Here is a 17,493-nt window from a genome sequence, read left to right as displayed (position 1 = left end):
TGTTATTGCATCATCAATATAAGAATTTAAGGGTTCGTATCAATTAAATTAGGAGTGAGCGTATGCTCACCCCAACATTTGACTTAGAACCTTTTGATATGAAGGAGTGATAATTATTGGAGCAAGAACAACTCATGGATTACGCTTCGAAATTCCACGGAAAACTTCTACTTAAACAAGAACTTCAATTAGATCAACCAACCTTACACTTGCTATTACAAGAAGGCTTTTTAGTCCAAACCCCTGGCATTATAAAGAAATTTGGATTACTCCTCTGTCAAAGATGTTTTAACAATAAAAGGAAATACTTCGGACTGCTCCCTTCGAATCATGTTTATTGTCGAAAATGTATTATGATGGGAAGGGTTAGTGAACGTGAGCATCTTTACAAATGGAACGGTCCTCAGCCTGAACTTGAAAAAAACACGCAGCCTTGTGAGTGGGGAGGGACCTTAACCACTCTTCAACAACAGGCATCAGATCAAATGATTAAACAAATTGATCAGTCAGGATCTCTACTTATTCACGCTGTTTGTGGTGCAGGCAAAACAGAAATGCTCTACGCCGGAATAGATTATGCTATTGCACAAGGTAAAAAGGTGTGTCTTGCAACACCTAGAACGGATGTTGTAAGAGAATTAGCCCCTAGGTTAAGAAAAGATTTCCCAAGAATTCAATCAGCAGCTTTATATGGTGACTCGAACGAAGTGGATGAACAAGCACATCTTGTCATTGCAACAACTCATCAATTATTACGTTATGAGAGAGCTATTGATGTCATGATCGTTGACGAAGTGGATGCGTTTCCTTACCACCGAGACCCTACTTTACCTAAAGCTGTTCGGCGCTCCTTGAAGAAATCCCACACGTTGATTTATCTAACAGCTACCCCAAGAACTGGACTTAAGGCAAAATCCTTATTAAACCTAATTCCAACCGTCTCCATTCCCATGCGTTTTCACGGTCATCCATTACCAGTTCCAAACTTTCAACATGTTAAGAAAATAGAAGAACAAATTTACGAAAATACATTACCGCATTCAATACAAAAATGGATTAAAGAGCGTGGAAATAGACGATTTTTATTATTCGTCCCGACGATTGACATGGCGAAAATCTTATCTAAATTATTAGATGATACTCCATATGTACATGCTGAAAGTACTCAACGGGAAGAGCTTATTCAACAATTCCGTTACCAAAAAATTAAATCACTTATAACGACAACGATTTTAGAACGTGGGGTTACATTTCCATCTATTGATGTAGCGGTGATACGTGCGGATCATCAAGTGTTTGATGAAGCCGCTCTTGTTCAAATAGCCGGACGGGCTGGAAGAAGTGTTCAAGACCCAAGTGGAAATGTCACATTTTTCTATGAACATAAAACCAATGCGATGGTTCAAGCGAAAAATTATACGTTGCAAATGAATTATAAAGCGAAGAAATGGAGGGAGAAGTCGAATGCACTGCCTCATTTGTTATCAAGAGATTGATTCTGAAACAACTTGGACAACAATTTTTGAAATAAATCAAAGAGTGTTATGTGATGTTTGTCAAAGTCGTTTTGAACGTATTGAAGACATGTCAAATCACTGTTGTGAAAAATGCATGAGACCAATTGAACAAAGCATTTCAATTTGTGGTGATTGCTATGCTTGGCAAGAAAGGTTGGGTGGAAAAGACCCACTTCATCGAAATGTCTCGATTTTTAATTACAATTCATTTATGAAAGATGTCATGGCGCTTTTTAAATACAGGGGGGATTATGAACTAGTTAAGGTTTGGGAAAGTGACGTTAAAACGACTTTTCAAAAGTGTTTTTCAGAAAAATTCACCCTCGTACCTATACCATTAAGTAAGAAGCGATTAGAGGAGCGAGGGTTCAATCAGGCTGAAGCAATTGCGAAATTAATAGATCCGAACACAGCGTTCTTCATTGAACGTACCCATACTGAAAAACAATCTAAGAAGACAAAGCGTGAGAGAATATTTTCTAAAAATCCATTTAAACTGAAAGGCATACCTTCTTCCCATATTCTATTAATCGATGACCTGTACACTACAGGTACCACCTTACGCCAGGCTGCACAACTTTTAATAGATTCAGGAGCGAAAGTTGTACAATCTCTCACACTCATTAGAAGTTAAGCAAAACGCCCTATTTTGTGAACATTCAGTTTTGACGATATAATAAATAGTAGATTTTTCGAGGAGGAATTTGAATGGCAGAATTAGCAAATTGTCCACAATGCGGTGAATTGTTTGTAAAAGGTGTCATCACCGTTTGTCAAAGTTGTTATCAAGAAGAAGAGAAAAAATTTGAAAAAGTTTATGCATTTATTCGTCAGAAAAAGAATCGAACCGCTACGATGTATGAAGTTGCGAACGAAACAGGAGTTGAGGAGTCGCTTATAACAAAATGGGTGAAAGAAAAGAGAATTCATCCGTCTCATGCTCCTAATTTAACTTATCCTTGTGAACGTTGTGGTAATCCGATTTCTGAGGGTAAACTATGTTCAAGCTGTACAATTACCTTAAAGGAAGATTTAACAAAAGAATCGATTAAAACAGTAGCTGAACAACAGTCCGATTACAGTGCTAATCGAGCTTATTTTAACTGGAATGATAAAAATAAATAATTGATTAAACTTTTGACAAACTGTGCCGATATAAACTATAGAGAAAATGGACGGTTAAAGAGGGTGTAGTGAAATGAAAATTAATGGAGTAAATGGATCAAATTTAAATCCATACCAAAAACAACTACAAAAGCAAGGCCAGGTTAAACCGACGACACAGCATCAAGATAAAGTTGAGATCTCAAATAAGGCAAAGCAGCTTCAAAAGGAACAAGGAATTGCCAAAGTGAGAAAAGAAAAAGTTGAGAATTTAAAACAACAGGTTCAAAACGGCGAATATGATATTAATTCAAAGAAAACCGCAGAAAAGATGATAGATTTTTGGACGAATAAACGTATGTAGGGAGCGGGTCTTTTGACTATTCAAGCTATTATTGAACACTTAGAAAAGCTCTATCAATTAAATGAAAGTCTTTTGGCTATATCAAAAGATAAGACGGAACTCGTTAAGAAAAGTCAAATAGAAGAGTTCAATGAGTTGTTAATGAAAGAGCGAAAGCATGTTCAAGCCATTGACCAATTAGAAGAGAAACGAGTTCGCTTAACGGAGGAATGGTTTAAAAAACATGCACCGGATGCATCTGAACAAACAATTAGTCAATTAGTTGAATTAACGGACGATGCAGAATCAAAAGAGAAACTTGAAGCAGTCTATCAGAGATTAATTATGAATCTAGCAAGTTTGAAGCAACAAGAGGATTTAAATAGAGAATTAATCCAGCAATCACTACAATTCATCGAATTATCATTAGAAATGTATGAACCACAATCAAAACAAATCAATTACGACCAAACGAAGAAATCTACTAATCAACGTACTCAGACATCGATGTTTGATTCGAAAGCTTAAATTTATAGAGGAGAGACCGATATGCCTTCAACATTTCACGGTTTAGAAGTAGCGAGAAGAGCACTGTTTACTCAGCAGTCAGCTTTACATACCACTAGTCATAACATTGCCAATGCCAATACTCATGGGTACTCTAGGCAACGTGTACAGTTCGAACAAACAAGTCCATACCCAGCTGCCGCACGTAATCGACCAGAGATTCCAGGACAAATGGGAACTGGGGTAGAAGCAGGGCAGGTAGAACGAATACGTGACGCTTTTTTAGATTTTCAATATCGTACTGAGAACAATAAAAATGGTTATTGGGGTACTCGAGCCGATGCCTTAAGTCGTATGGAAGATATCATGAATGAGCCAAGCGATGAAGGGTTAGCTAAATCTATGGATCAGTTTTGGGAATCGCTGCAAAATTTAGCGACACACCCTGAAGATGGTGGGGTCAGAAGGACTGTTATGCAGAGAGCTACGGCCTTATCTGAAACATTTCAATATATCGATCGTTCATTAAAAAATGTTCAAGGTGAATTAACTAATCAACTTGACACTAACGGGAGTCAAGTCAATTCAATCTTGAATAATATACAAAAATATAACGATCAAATTAATGAGATTGAGCCGAATGGCTATTTACCTAATGACCTGTATGACAAACGTGATGCTCTTATAGATGAACTTTCTCAATACGTCAATATTAAGGTGGATAAAGTGGGTAATGGAGGGAATTCGAAAGCTACTGCTGAAGGAATTGCTAAAATTACTTTATTGGATGAAAATGGGAATCCAATGAAAGATGAAAATGGTGAAGATATTAATTTAATCTCTGAATCAAATGATAAGCTAGACTTTAGCTTTGAGTTTACAGAGCATGAAGGGCAAAAATTAGTATCTAAAGTGAACCTAACTGATTCAGAAGGTGAGTCCCTTTCTTTTAATCCTAGCGATTTTAATTCAACAGGAGTCTTAAAAGCAACGATGGATGCTAATGGACACGTAACCGTTAATGAAGCTGGAGAAGTAGTCGGTGAACCTGAGGGTGACTATTATGAAATGGTACATCAATTAAACAAAATGGCTTATGAGTTTTCGAAGGCGTTTAATGACGTTCATGAAGAAGGTTATACTTTAGAAGGTGAGCAGGGTGGAGAGTTCTTTGATGTTTCAGAAATGAACGAATTCAATGCTGCTTCTGTTATAAAGGTTTCGGATGCTATTAAAAATAATGAAAATAACATCGCGGTTTCATCTGATGGAGCACCAGGAGATGGACAACACGCTTTAGAGTTAGATCGAGTAAGAGATATGGTTTCAGACGATTTATTAGATGAAGATGTAGACCTTGACGGTAAGTCTGTTCAAAAGTTCTATGAATCGATGATTGGTGATCTTGGTATTAAGGCAGAGGAGGCCAATCAAATGGAATCCAATACGAATGAGCTAAGGATGTCAGTTGAAAATAACCGCCAATCTGTAAGTGGCGTCTCGTTAGATGAGGAAATGGCAAACATGATAAAATTCCAACATGCTTATAATGCTGCAGCTCGAAGTTTAACAGTTGTTGATGAAATGTTAGATCGCGTCATTAATCAAATGGGAATCGTCGGAAGGTAGGTAAGTTCTGATGCGTATTACTCAAAACATGATGAATAATAGTATGCTAAATAATTTAAGAAATAACTATGCACAAATGGATCGCTACATGGAGCAATTATCTACAGGGAAGAAAATTAACCGTCCCTCTGACGATCCAATTGTAGCCATGAGAGGGATTGATTATCGTTCAGAATTAACAAAAGTTAAACAGTATGAACGAAATATGTCTGAACTGCATAATTGGATGGACACCTCTGATGAATCATTAAATCAAGCTGGACAAGCACTTAATCGTGTTCGTGAAATTATGGTTCAAGCGAGTAATGATACATATGAAGAAAACCAACGAGGAAACATGGCTAAAGAAGTAAATGAAATTAGAAATCACTTGATTGATTTAGCTAACACAAAAGTGAACAACAAATATATTTTTAATGGTACTAACACGACTGAACCTCGCTTTTCTAAAGAAGGGGAATTATTAGAAGATCCCAAAAATGATAATGGTGTTATGATTGAAGTGTCGGAGGGTATTCAGATCAGAGCGAATATCAATCCTTCAAATGCATTTAGTGAAGAGTTATTTGATGAGTTAAATAATATAGTGTCAGACTTAGAAAATCCTGATGCATCAGGTGACGATTTTGATGAGTATTTAACGATAATTGATGATCAAATGAATGAATTATTAAATGAACGTGCTGATTTAGGTGCTCGAATGAATCGTGTTGATTTGATTGAAAACCGCCTCAGCCAACAGGAAATCTCTACTTCGAAGATTATGTCTGAAAATGAGGATGCTCACATGGAAGAGGTAATCATGCACTTAAAAATGCAAGAGAGTATCTATAGAGCTTCACTAGCCGGTGGTGCTCGAATCATACAACCATCTTTACTGGATTTTTTAAGATAACATGATTTAGAAGCTATCTGTTTTTACAGATAGCTTTTCTTAAATGAAAACGATTAGTGGTGATTATAGTGGACTTTCCAAAACTAAATATTACACAACAGGCAGGATTAATTGGTATTAATACAAGACCAGGTCAACTATCCATAAAGCAACCTAAAGCTGATTTGAATATCCAGCAGCCACCAGCGGATCTAAAATTTGAACGTAAGCCATCTAAACTGACCATTGATCAATCTCAAGTCTGGAAAGAACTAAATATCATTGGCCCTTTGGAGTCTACTAAACAGAATGCTGAAGAAGGGGAAAAGAAAGTACTCGAAGGGATGGCAAAAGTAGCAAATGAAGGGGATCGACTCATGCGAATTGAAAACGGTGGTGATCAAATTCCTGAAATAGCTAAACAAAACACTTTTAAAGAATATCAACCCATTCAAATGGAGTGGATCCCTTCTAATTTTGCGGTGAAATTTAAATACGAACCGGGTGAGGTCAAGATTAATGCGAAAGCAAATAAACCGATCATCGAGGCGAACGCAAACTCACCTATTATACAATATGAAAAAAGTGAAATGAATATATATCTAGAGCAGGAGCCTTACATAGAAATTAATTTCGATAATGTAAAATATAAAAATTTAGGATTTGAAATGCACATATAGACGGGAAGTGGTGAAATATGAAACTATCGACTTTATACTTAGGTGAAATAGAATTGAATGATGAAGAGGTTTTAACCTTTGAAAATGGAGTACCGGGATTTCAAGATCAAAAACAGTTTGTATTATTAGAGTTAGACGGAAACCCTGCTTTTAAAGTATTGCAATCTGTAAAGCAAGAAAACTTGGCTTTTGTTGTCACCAACCCATTTTTAATTGAAGCAAAATACGAATTCGAATTAGATGAGTCAGTTAAAAAGCAATTAAAAATACAAAATGAATCAGATGTCCAAGTTTGGAACATTGTAACCGTACAAGATCCATTTGAACAATCAACTATAAATTTAAAAGGACCAATCGTTATTAATATTAAAGAAAATTTAGCGAAACAATTGCTATTATCCGAGTCTGATTACTCGACCAAACATCCTATAAAAGGAGGGGAGTTAAAACATGCTGGTACTAACGAGAAAAGCAGGTGAATCGATTCAAATCGGAGAGGATATTGAAATTAAAGTCGTTGCTGTTAATGGAGATCAGATTAAATTAGGCATTGAAGCTCCCCAAAACATAGAGATACATAGAACAGAAATCTATAAACAAATCATTCAAGAGAACCAAGTAGCTAGCCAACTGACAAAAGATACAATTAATTTATTAAAAAACGCAAAAAAAGACTAAATCTTTCTTAATTACCTCCGATATAAGAAATGTAAGGATAATCAGTCAAATGTCGGCCGACTTTATGACTGTTTCATCTTGCCACAAGGACGTGGCAACATAAATATTTCAAGGAGGAATTTTAAATGATTATTAACAACAATATTCCAGCGTTGAATACTCACCGTCAAATGGGTATCAACCAAGGTAACATGCAATCTTCAATGGAGAAATTATCTTCAGGTCTACGTATTAACCGTGCAGGTGACGACGCTGCAGGACTAGCGATTTCAGAGAAAATGCGTGCACAGATTAATGGTTTAGATCAAGCAAGTCGTAACGCACAAGATGGAATTTCTTTAATCCAAACGGCTGAAGGTGCACTTGACGAAACTCATTCAATCCTTCAGCGTATGCGTGAATTAGCAGTCCAATCTGCGAACGACACTAATACTAATGATGATCGTGCAGAGCTTCAAAAGGAATTAGATGCTCTTATCGAAGAAGTTGATCGTATTTCTCAGAATACAGAGTTTAATACACAAAAATTACTAGATGGCAGCTACGAGTCTAAAGAGTTTCATATTGGTGCTAATGAAACGCAATCAATCACAATTAATATTGGTGACATGCAAGCAGAATCACTTGGCATTAGTGAGTTAGCAATTAATGACCAAGAATCAGCAGATAATGCTATTGCAACACTTGATGATGCAATTAAAAATGTGTCTTCAGAAAGAGCAGATTTAGGTGCAATTCAAAACCGTCTAGAACACACTATCTCAAATCTAGATAATGCTTCTGAAAACCTATCAGCTGCAGAATCACGTATTCGCGACGTAGACATGGCAAAAGAAATGATGGAAATGACTAAGTCTAACATCCTTTCTCAAGCATCTCAGTCTATGTTAGCTCAAGCGAACCAGCAACCACAGTCAGTTTTACAACTTCTAGGTTAATATTAATCTTTCATGGGACTCTAGTTATTCTAGAGTCTCTTTTTATGTTTAATTGTTAAAATATCTCTTTTTCATCCGATATAAATAAAAAGTAATGATAGGGAGTTGTTTGGTAGGTGAAAGTAGAAGCGATTTTATCTAATTTTCAACTCCTGCGAGGCACGGGTGAACAGAATACATACAAATTAGACAACTTGAACAAAGAACCGGCAATGCAGGCGAATGAACAAAAGTATAATAACCTTACAGCAAACGTTGATGAGGTCTCAAAAGAAAAGGCGAAAGAAATGGTTGAAGGGTTAAATGATTTTTTGGAACCGGTGCATACTTCGATAGAGTTTCAGTTTCATGATAAGTTGGAACGATATTACGTTTCAGTTGTAGATCGAGAAACAGATGAAGTGGTGAAAGAAATACCACCTAAGAAACTACTAGATGTTTATGCAGCCATGTTTGAATTTATGGGATTTATCGTGGATGAACGAATTTAATTGAGGTGAATGAAATGATCAATAACAATATGAGAATGACAGGGTTTGCCTCTGGGATGGATATTAACCAAATGGTTAAAGATCTGATGCAGGCGGAACGATTACCTTTACAAAAGATGGAACAAGATCAGTTGTGGTTAACGCAACGTCGTGATGCGTACCGAGAAGTGAACACAAAGCTTTCTGAATTTGAGAACAAATTCTTTGATATGAGATTATCGAAAACTTATTTATCTAAAATAGCTTCAAGTTCTTCTGATGCGATCTCTGTATCAGCTAGTAATCAAGCGTCTGATGGTAACTATTCATTTCAAGTTGATCAGCTAGCAAGTGCAGCGACACGTTATTCAGGTGTAGAGGGTACAACTTTTGGAAAAGGGTATGATGCTGATCAAGCCTTAGCTGCTGAATATGTGGGTCAGGAAGTGAGTTTTGCTTATCATGATCAAAGTCAAGATAGTCCTAAGACAGTTTCATTCACGATTCAAGAAGGTGATTCACTTAATGATGTGCTAAAAAACATATCTGATGAATCTGGTGGTGCAGTGCGAGCGTTTTACGATCAGAATTCAGATCGTGTGTTTATGGAGCGTACGGAAACAGGGGATTTTAATAAAAACGGATTAGAGTTTGAACAATTGAGTGCCTTCTTCACGGACACTTTAAACATTGCTGCTGAAGAACAAGGCGGAACAGATGCCGAGTTTAAATATAATGGAATTGCGATGACGTCTCATTCAAATAATTATCAATTTAATGGGATGAACTTAACTTTTAACTCTGCCACTGATGGACCTGTCAACGTTTCTGTATCACAAGATGTTGATGGTGCTGTTGATAAAATCACAGAGTTTGTCGAACAGTATAATGAGTTAATAGATTTTATGAACGAAAAAGTCGGTGAGGAAAGGTACCGTGATTATCCACCATTGACGGAAGCTCAAAGAAAAGAGATGTCTGAGCGTGAAATAGAGCTATGGGAAGAGCGTTCGAAGAGTGGTGAACTCAGAAATGATGGAATTTTGCGTTCAGCGCTTTCAGGTATGCGCTCAGCATGGTATGAATCTGTAGATAACCCTAATGGTGATTTGAGTCGAATGATGGATGTGGGCATTACAACGACATCTAATTGGCGCCAAGGTGGAAAGTTAGAGGTTGATGAACAGAAGCTAAGAGAAAAGCTGGAGGAAGACCCAAGTGCTGTATATCGACTGTTTTCGAACAGTGATGAAGGTGACTCACGAGGAATCCTTAACCGAGTTGAAGGCGTATTAGAAAGTACAATGGATCGTATTAAAGATCGTGCAGGAAGTACTGCTCAGACAGATTTTCAGTACACAATGGGACGCGAGTTGAAAAGCATGGCAGAAAGAATGGCAAATTTTGAACGTCGGATGCAACAAACGGAACAGCGTTACTGGGATCAGTTCACAGCGATGGAAAAAGCGATGCAACGATATAATCAACAGGCGAATTATATGATGCAACAATTTGGTGGAATGCAGTAATTAAAGGAGTGTCTATAATGGCTTATGGAGCACAGCCACATTTAGCTTATCAACAAAATTCGGTCACAACAGCTACACCTGAAGAATTAACGTTAAAACTTTATAGTGGGTGTATTCGTTTTATCAAGTTAGCAAAAAAAGCAATGGAAGAGAATAATATTCAAGATAAAAATACCAATATTCAAAAAGCCCAAGACATCATTCGTGAATTAATGGTAACATTGAATATGGACTATGACATTTCACATCAATTAATGCCACTTTATGAATATATGAACCATCAGTTATTGCAGGCAAATATTAAAAACGACCCTGCATTGCTTGAGGAAGTTCAAGGAATGGCAGAAGATTTTCGTGAAACTTGGCAACAGGTAATGAAAGCAAATAAGCTTCAAAAACAAGCTAGATAGGAGCTTTTAAATGTCTGCAGTAAAAGAACTGTATCAAGCAACTCATCAAATGGTGTCTCAGTTCAAACAGGCTAAGCAGTATTCAAGAGATGAACTAGTAAGCATATTTGAGGATTTTGTTTCTCAGCGTGATCAATTAATGAAAAACATTCAAGGTCCATATACTGATGAAGAAAAACAACTAGGCAAACTTATCATTAAGCTAGATCAAGAGTTAAAAGCATTGGCTACAAACTATTTAGGAAACATTCAACACGATATTAGTCTGGTATCAAAAAAGAAGCAATCAAATAAAAAATATATTAATCCATACTCCAACCTTTATGGTATTGATGGTAGCTTTATAGATAAAAAAAATTGACCCAAACGCTAAAGAAGCGTTTGGGTTTCTTTATTGTGTGTCTTAATTTTTCTGTTGTTTATAGATTTTGCACATTCTAAAACTTTTTTAGCCACATGTAATTCATTATAGTCAGTATTAAGTTGATTTAAGTTTACTTTACTTATTTTTAATTGGTGATTAGAATCCAAATAAAAATAGAGTTCTAATTCACTTAAATGTTCATATTTTGAATTTAGTGTTTCAGACACCTTAGTTGATACATCTTTTAATTCTTTTTCTAGCTTTCCTGAATCCACAGAAGTAAGCTTCAAAGCAGAATTGAAATCTGAGGCAAATTCAATGCCGTTTGAGGGTTCAGGTATAATGACTGGATAAATGTTTACAATTTCCCAATCATTATTGAGTCCTTTAATCAACTGCACTTTTAAAAACTTATTATCATTATGATATGCTCGTTTTTTTGTTACAAAATATTGATTATTTTTGAGTAATTCTTTTAATAAGTGTTCTAATGTTAGCTTGTTATAGATTTCTTCATTTCCGTTTTCAATAACTAAATACTCAAGTGCTTTAAGTTTTTCGATGTAATAAGGGTGTTTTGAAGTTGATTTAGTAATTGGTTCTACAGTAGTTTCGATATATTGATCAATAAAACTAATTAATTCTTTCGCTTTAGTGATTTTTCTAAATGGTAATAAATAGTCTTCTAATAGATTTGCGCTTGCTAAATGCTCATAGATATCTTGGCTATTAAGGTAGGAATCATAAATTTCATTCATGATAGGAATATTTTGAAATTCCTCGTAAATGTTATTATTCTTATTTGTTGATTTCAAACGGTCATAGATAACATCTGGATAGCTTACTACTTTTTCTACCCATGAACTATTTTCGTAGAACTTCCCTCTAATAAGCATTTCTTCATAGTCAACATCATTAGGTGAGAAATAGAATAAATACACATCTTCATATTTTGCAATGTAGGCCGTTGATAGAACAAAGTTATCTATTTCATCTGGTTTCCCTAAAATACCTATTTTCAGTTTTTCGTCTGATTTGAGGTATTCTAATTTAGAGTTAGTGGAATTGAACTGGTTTTTTAATAGATTACGATCATTGTACTGATTTGTATGAAAAATTCTATTTTTTGCTAGATATTTACTATATGCAACAACATTTGCTGCTCTTTCATTTTCGTGCGCAAATGTTTGTGGACCAATATTAGCTTCATGAAGCCAAAAACGTTTATTAACATCGATGGCTATATCTAATCCCATCTCATCAATTGCTAGTCCGTGTAGTTTATCGATATGAAAAGACAAATCCATAGCTAATTTTTTCATTTTATTATCAAGATCTTTACCCTCTTTTTCTCCGAACTCATGAATTAAGAATTCTTCTGTGTTTCTTAATTTTCCACCTTTAATTAAATCAATTTGAATACTATTAGAACTACCTGTCCTAGGATAAATTTTAGTAATTTGCCATTTACCTTCTCCGTTTTTTTGCATATGTGCACGAAAGTCAAAAGGTTCATCGTTTTTTGTTCGTGCATTAATGTATTTTTGCACAATATAATTATTAGGAAGAATTTTTTCCTGAATTAGGTTTGAAAAGTTTTCTTTGTTCATGATGACCGTATTCTTTCGTTCAGTTACTCTATAGCGATCTCCCTTCTTTTGGACGAAGTAAATGTTCTCACCTCTGGCTCCCCGAATTGGTTTAATGACCGCTTTATCATTGTCTCTCAAAAAATTATGTATGATATATTCTTCATTGACTACCTTAAAAGGTGCCAATAGCTCAGCGAACTTCCTATTTTTTACAAGAGTTTTTGGTAAATTAAATTTGTCACCAAATACAAAAGATGTAAATGGAATTTGTTTTCTAAGTTTTCGCTCTACTAATGATTGTTGATAAATTGATTTTGGGAAAATGTTATGAATTACATCTGGAAAAGGAAAAATGCTCTTTTTTCGTTGATTATTTTCAAAGAAATCAGCATGGATTTGTTTATTATTAAGATCCACATCTTTTGAAGCGAAAAAGAAAATATTAATATTAGATTTTTGGGCTTCATTGACCAATGCCTCTATACGTTTGTCTGGATAAGCATCTATAGGGTTCATTGTGTTTTCATAAACACCAATGGTTATATTTTCGTTTGGTTTAATGTTCGGTAAAGAAGCTAAAAGCTCTTTTTTCCAACTTCTCAATGTAGGTAAAAATACGAATTGTAAAGTTTCGGTTACCTTTATTAATTCATTTTTTTCGAGTGTAGATGATATAGATTTAATACAGTCAGTGATCTTATATTGATATGTATTTAAATTGTCTTTTAACTGGTCGTCGGTATTAATGATATTCTGTACAACTGTAATACCCTCAATAATCGAACTAAAAATATATAGACTTTCAGTATATTTTTTTTCCTTTGTTAATTCTAAGAAATGTTCAGATGCTTCAATAATTGTATTCACAATATTTACCACCTGATTTTGATCATTATCTGATAATTTCACAATGGGCCACTCCTTTATATCGCTATCAATATTTATATCGGTATTAAAATTAATATGTTAACTTTTAATTAGTAGTTCTACTTAAGAATGTACCTGAAATAATAGTCTAAAAATTTGAAATTTTTTATACGTTTAGGTAGGGATATTTAAGGGTATTGTAGAATATAGATTACATATCTTGAAAGGAGGATATGCATATGATCTACAACGTTAGAGGGGAAAACATCGAGGTCACGAATGCGATCCGAGAATACGTAGAAAAGAAGATAGGGAAGTTGGAACGTTATTTTGGTACACCGCCATCTTCAGAAGTTCATGTGAATTTAAGTGTTCACAATGATGAACAGCGTATTGAGGTGACAATCCCAATGACGGATTTGTTACTGCGTGCTGAGGAAAGTAATAATGATTTATATGCCGCAACCGATTTGGTGGTTGATAAGTTAGAGCGTCAGATTCGAAAGTATAAAACGAAGATTAATCGTAAATTTAGACAAATGGGAGCCCCTAAACACGTATTTGCTGAGTTAGAAAGGGAAGCTGCTGTTGCTGTAAATGAAGAAACCGAAGATAATGATATTCAAATCGTTAAGAAAAAACGTTTTGATTTAAAACCAATGGACGAAGAAGAAGCAGTCCTTCAAATGGACATGTTAGGGCATAACTTCTTCGTTTTCGAAAATGCTGAAACAGGAGAAACGAATGTTGTATATAAACGTAACGATGGTAAATATGGGTTAATCGAAACTTAATCATAAAAACCATAAGTGCCCTCTTGTGTATTCACGCAAGAGGGCTTAATTTTTCTTGAAAAATATAATAATTAAATTTTCATTTAGATTTTATAAAAAATGGTGCTAAATTCGTTAAGAAAATTCAAGTATGTTCTAGGAGAAAATGCAATTTTCAGGGGTGTGACACAAACAATTTAACCATGGTATAACTGAAGCAACAAGACAATAAGGGGGTCCTAAAATTGAAAACTCAAACAACCCACTGCCCCAGTTGTTCAGAGTTAAAAAAGTATGTCGACCAACAAGGTGAATTGATTTCTCAGTTAATGCGTATGATGGCACAAACCCATGAGAAGGTTACGATCATGGAACAAAGTGTCCAAAAATTAAAAACGGAAAAAGAGGTGAAATATTCATACTCCATTTCCGGGTCCAACCAATCCTCCATATGCCAAAGATTTGATTAACCCTCAATTCAAGTATACCCCCTTAAGGTTCTTGTTGAAGGTCAGTTTTCCAAGGTTCTGACCTTCTTTTCTTTTTAGGTGGCATATAGCCGCATTTTTCGACAATTCCCTTATATTGTGCCTCTCTTTCTTTAGTGTTATCATTATACTTGGATTATTGTAAATGAAAGAATTAGAGGTGCAGACTATGAAGCAGTTATTGATGAAAGTTTTTGGTGATGGAAACTCAAGACAGCTTAAAAAACTTGAAAAAATTGCAGATCAAATAGAAGAAAAAGAGCCAGAAATCAAGAAACTGTCTGACTCTGATCTTCAAGCCAAAACAGGAGAATTTAAAAAGCGTTATCAAAACGGTGAGTCGTTAGATGATATGTTAGTTGAGGCTTATGCCGTTGTTCGCGAAGCAGCAGAGCGTGTATTAGGCTTAAGACCTTATTATGTACAGTTATTAGGTGCGATTGCACTTCATAACGGTGACATTGCAGAAATGAAAACAGGTGAAGGTAAAACGTTAGCTTCCACTATGCCGGCCTATTTGAATGCAATAACGGGTAAAGGTGTTCACATTATTACTGTTAACGATTACTTAGCAGACCGTGACTCAAAAGAAATGGGACAGCTATATGAATGGCTAGGTCTAACAGTTGGTTTAAACACCAATGATTTATCTAAAGAAGAGAAGCGCGAAGCATATGCTTGTGATATTACTTACGGTACCAATAATGAATATGGGTTTGATTATTTACGCGATAACATGGTGTTGTACAAGGAAAAAATGGTTCAGCGCCCGTTACATTTTGCGATCGTCGATGAAGTTGACTCCATTTTAATTGATGAAGCACGTACACCACTCATTATTTCTGGTTCACAAAAGCGTTCACAGTCGAATTACATGCAAGCAGACTCGTTAGTCAGAACGCTAAATGGTGAAGAAGATTATACTTACGATGAAAAAACAAGAAATGTTCAATTAACGGAATCGGGAATTACGAAAGCAGAGAATTATTTTAATATCGAAAACTTATATGACCTCAATAATGTGACTTTAACTCATCACATTAACCAAGCATTAAAAGCTCATGTTGTCATGCAGCGCGATACGGATTATGTTGTCCAAGAAGGTGAAGTGGTGATTGTTGACCAGTTTACAGGACGCTTAATGAAAGGGCGCCGTTATAGTGACGGTCTTCACCAAGCGATTGAGGCTAAAGAAGGTCTTCAAATCCAAAAAGAAAGTATGACTTTAGCAACAATTACGTTCCAGAACTTTTTCCGTATGTATGAAAAATTAGCTGGTATGACGGGTACAGCCAAAACAGAAGAAGAAGAATTCCGTAATATTTATAACATGAGTGTTGTCGCGATTCCGACGAACAAACCTGTTATACGTCAAGATTACAGTGATTTAATCTATAAAACAGTTGAGGGAAAGTATAAAGCATTAGTTCAAGATATTAAAGAACGTTATGAAAAAGGACAACCAGTGTTGGTTGGCACCGTTGCCGTTGAGACGTCGGAATTAATTTCTAAATTACTTAAAAAAGCTGGCGTTAAACATAACGTATTAAACGCTAAAAATCACTTTAAAGAAGCCGAGATTATTCAAGAAGCAGGCCAAAAAGGTGCTGTAACCATTGCGACCAACATGGCCGGTCGTGGTACCGACATTAAATTAGGTGAAGGTGTTCGCGAATTAGGTGGTTTAGCAGTAATTGGTACTGAACGTCATGAGTCTCGTCGTATTGATAACCAGCTTCGTGGTCGTTCCGGACGTCAAGGTGATCCAGGTGAGTCTCAATTCTATTTATCCATGGAAGATGAGTTAATGCGCCGGTTTGGTTCTGACAATATGCGTTCAATGATGGAACGACTTGGAATGGATGATGACCAACCGATTGAAAGTAAAATGGTATCACGTGCAGTAGAATCTGCACAAAAACGAGTTGAAGGTAATAACTTTGATGCACGTAAACAGTTATTAGCTTATGATGATGTACTTAGACAACAGCGTGACATTATTTATGATCAACGTTATCAAGTTCTAACAAGTGAGAAATTACGTGACATTATCATCAATATGATTGAGTCGACAGTCACTCGAAATGTTCAAGCTTATACACAAGATGAAGATGAAGAGAAGTGGGACTTAGCTGGCTTAATTGACTTCATCCATGCCAACGTCTTAGAGTTAGACGACATAAATGTCAATGATCTCAAGGGTAAAGAACCAGATGAAATGATTGAGCTCATCATGGGTATCGTGAACAAAAAATACGATGAGCGTGAACAAGAGCTTACAGAAGAGCAAATGAGAGAATTTGAAAGAGTCATTCTTTTACGTACAGTTGATTCGAAATGGATGGATCATATCGACCAAATGGACCAGCTTCGTCAAGGTATTCATCTACGTGCATATGGACAAACGGATCCATTACAAGAATACCAAATGGAAGGTTTCGCAATGTTTGAAGAGATGATTGCTGAAATCGAACAGGAAGTTGCCAAGTATGCGATGAAAGCTCAAATTAGAGATAACTTACAACGTGTAGAAGTGGCTTCAGGTACTAAAGCCATTGCCGGTGGCCGTCAAAATCAAGAAAAGAAAAAGAAACCATATGTTAAGAAAGAAAATATCGGACGTAATGACCCTTGCCCTTGTGGTAGTGGGAAGAAGTATAAAAACTGTCACGGTAAAGACGCTTAAAAAAACAAACACCTTGGTGCATGTTCATCAAGGTGTTTTTGATT

19 protein-coding genes are annotated in these 17,493 nt (G+C 35.7%); 18 read left to right on the top strand and 1 reads right to left on the bottom strand.

Going from position 1 to position 17,493, the window contains the following annotated elements; all coding sequences use genetic code 11:
• Window positions 1-116: 116 nt before the first annotated feature.
• From BMY57_RS06485 to fliT, 15 genes are all read left to right on the top strand, one after another.
• The gene (locus BMY57_RS06485) at window positions 117-1,496 is read left to right on the top strand and encodes an ATP-dependent helicase ComFA (protein ID WP_256205260.1); all 1,380 of its coding nucleotides are present in this window, start codon (window positions 117-119) and stop codon (window positions 1,494-1,496) included.
• A complete protein-coding gene (locus tag BMY57_RS06480; protein ID WP_091773216.1) occupies window positions 1,465-2,151 on the top strand; it encodes a ComFC family protein in 687 nt (228 codons plus the stop codon). Before BMY57_RS06485 ends, BMY57_RS06480 begins: the two co-directional genes overlap by 32 nt.
• A gap of 74 nt (window positions 2,152-2,225) precedes the next feature.
• Window positions 2,226-2,642 (top strand): TIGR03826 family flagellar region protein, encoded by a 417-nt coding sequence (locus tag BMY57_RS06475; protein ID WP_091773215.1) that lies wholly within the window; start codon window positions 2,226-2,228, stop codon window positions 2,640-2,642.
• Between the two features lie 73 nt (window positions 2,643-2,715).
• A complete protein-coding gene (gene flgM / locus BMY57_RS06470; RefSeq protein ID WP_091773214.1) occupies window positions 2,716-2,985 on the top strand; it encodes a flagellar biosynthesis anti-sigma factor FlgM in 270 nt (89 codons plus the stop codon).
• 12 nt (window positions 2,986-2,997) lie between these two features.
• On the top strand, window positions 2,998-3,492 hold the full coding sequence (locus tag BMY57_RS06465) for a flagellar protein FlgN (RefSeq protein WP_091773213.1): 495 nt from the start codon (window positions 2,998-3,000) through the stop codon (window positions 3,490-3,492).
• Between the two features lie 21 nt (window positions 3,493-3,513).
• Window positions 3,514-5,100 (top strand): flagellar hook-associated protein FlgK, encoded by a 1,587-nt coding sequence (gene flgK / locus BMY57_RS06460; protein ID WP_091773212.1) that lies wholly within the window; start codon window positions 3,514-3,516, stop codon window positions 5,098-5,100.
• Between the two features lie 10 nt (window positions 5,101-5,110).
• On the top strand, window positions 5,111-5,995 hold the full coding sequence (flgL, locus tag BMY57_RS06455; protein ID WP_091773211.1) for a flagellar hook-associated protein FlgL: 885 nt from the start codon (window positions 5,111-5,113) through the stop codon (window positions 5,993-5,995).
• Window positions 5,996-6,063: 68 nt separating this feature from the next.
• Window positions 6,064-6,654, top strand: a complete 591-nt coding sequence (locus tag BMY57_RS06450; RefSeq protein WP_091773210.1) for a DUF6470 family protein — start codon at window positions 6,064-6,066, stop codon at window positions 6,652-6,654.
• A 17-nt stretch (window positions 6,655-6,671) separates the two neighbouring features.
• On the top strand, window positions 6,672-7,133 hold the full coding sequence (gene fliW / locus BMY57_RS06445) for a flagellar assembly protein FliW (protein ID WP_091773209.1): 462 nt from the start codon (window positions 6,672-6,674) through the stop codon (window positions 7,131-7,133).
• On the top strand, window positions 7,105-7,332 hold the full coding sequence (csrA, locus tag BMY57_RS06440; protein WP_091773208.1) for a carbon storage regulator CsrA: 228 nt from the start codon (window positions 7,105-7,107) through the stop codon (window positions 7,330-7,332). Before fliW ends, csrA begins: the two co-directional genes overlap by 29 nt.
• Window positions 7,333-7,457: 125 nt before the next feature.
• Window positions 7,458-8,270: a flagellin N-terminal helical domain-containing protein gene (locus tag BMY57_RS06435; protein WP_091773207.1), complete on the top strand. Its 813-nt coding sequence runs from the start codon at window positions 7,458-7,460 to the stop codon at window positions 8,268-8,270.
• Window positions 8,271-8,386: 116 nt separating this feature from the next.
• A complete protein-coding gene (gene flaG / locus BMY57_RS06430; RefSeq protein WP_091773206.1) occupies window positions 8,387-8,761 on the top strand; it encodes a flagellar protein FlaG in 375 nt (124 codons plus the stop codon).
• 14 nt (window positions 8,762-8,775) lie between these two features.
• On the top strand, window positions 8,776-10,269 hold the full coding sequence (locus tag BMY57_RS06425; RefSeq protein ID WP_256205259.1) for a flagellar hook-associated protein 2: 1,494 nt from the start codon (window positions 8,776-8,778) through the stop codon (window positions 10,267-10,269).
• 17 nt (window positions 10,270-10,286) lie between these two features.
• Window positions 10,287-10,679: a flagellar export chaperone FliS gene (gene fliS / locus BMY57_RS06420; RefSeq protein WP_091773205.1), complete on the top strand. Its 393-nt coding sequence runs from the start codon at window positions 10,287-10,289 to the stop codon at window positions 10,677-10,679.
• A gap of 10 nt (window positions 10,680-10,689) precedes the next feature.
• A complete protein-coding gene (gene fliT / locus BMY57_RS06415; protein WP_091773204.1) occupies window positions 10,690-11,040 on the top strand; it encodes a flagellar protein FliT in 351 nt (116 codons plus the stop codon).
• Between the two features lie 8 nt (window positions 11,041-11,048).
• Here fliT and BMY57_RS06410 read toward each other — a convergent pair whose 3' ends face one another.
• Entirely contained in the window at window positions 11,049-13,544 is a 2,496-nt protein-coding gene (locus BMY57_RS06410; RefSeq protein WP_091773203.1) for a YheC/YheD family protein, read from the bottom strand.
• A 197-nt stretch (window positions 13,545-13,741) separates the two neighbouring features.
• Between BMY57_RS06410 and hpf the strand changes: the two genes are divergently transcribed.
• The 3 genes from hpf to secA all read left to right on the top strand — a co-directional run bounded on the left by hpf (window position 13,742) and on the right by secA (window position 17,449).
• Window positions 13,742-14,296 carry a ribosome hibernation-promoting factor, HPF/YfiA family gene (gene hpf / locus BMY57_RS06405; protein ID WP_091773202.1) on the top strand — a complete coding sequence of 185 codons (555 nt, stop codon included), beginning with the start codon at window positions 13,742-13,744 and terminating at the stop codon, window positions 14,294-14,296.
• A gap of 224 nt (window positions 14,297-14,520) precedes the next feature.
• Window positions 14,521-14,745, top strand: coding sequence for a hypothetical protein (locus tag BMY57_RS06400; RefSeq protein WP_091773201.1), 225 nt, complete (start codon window positions 14,521-14,523; stop codon window positions 14,743-14,745).
• A gap of 187 nt (window positions 14,746-14,932) precedes the next feature.
• The gene (secA, locus tag BMY57_RS06395; protein WP_091773200.1) at window positions 14,933-17,449 is read left to right on the top strand and encodes a preprotein translocase subunit SecA; all 2,517 of its coding nucleotides are present in this window, start codon (window positions 14,933-14,935) and stop codon (window positions 17,447-17,449) included.
• Window positions 17,450-17,493: the final 44 nt, after the last annotated feature.

Origin of the sequence: Piscibacillus halophilus (genome assembly GCF_900110685.1) — a bacterium.
Lineage (GTDB): Bacteria > Bacillota > Bacilli > Bacillales > Alkalibacillaceae > Piscibacillus > Piscibacillus halophilus.
Note: the sequence above shows the minus strand (reverse complement) of the source record. Positions and strands in the feature narration are given on the sequence as shown.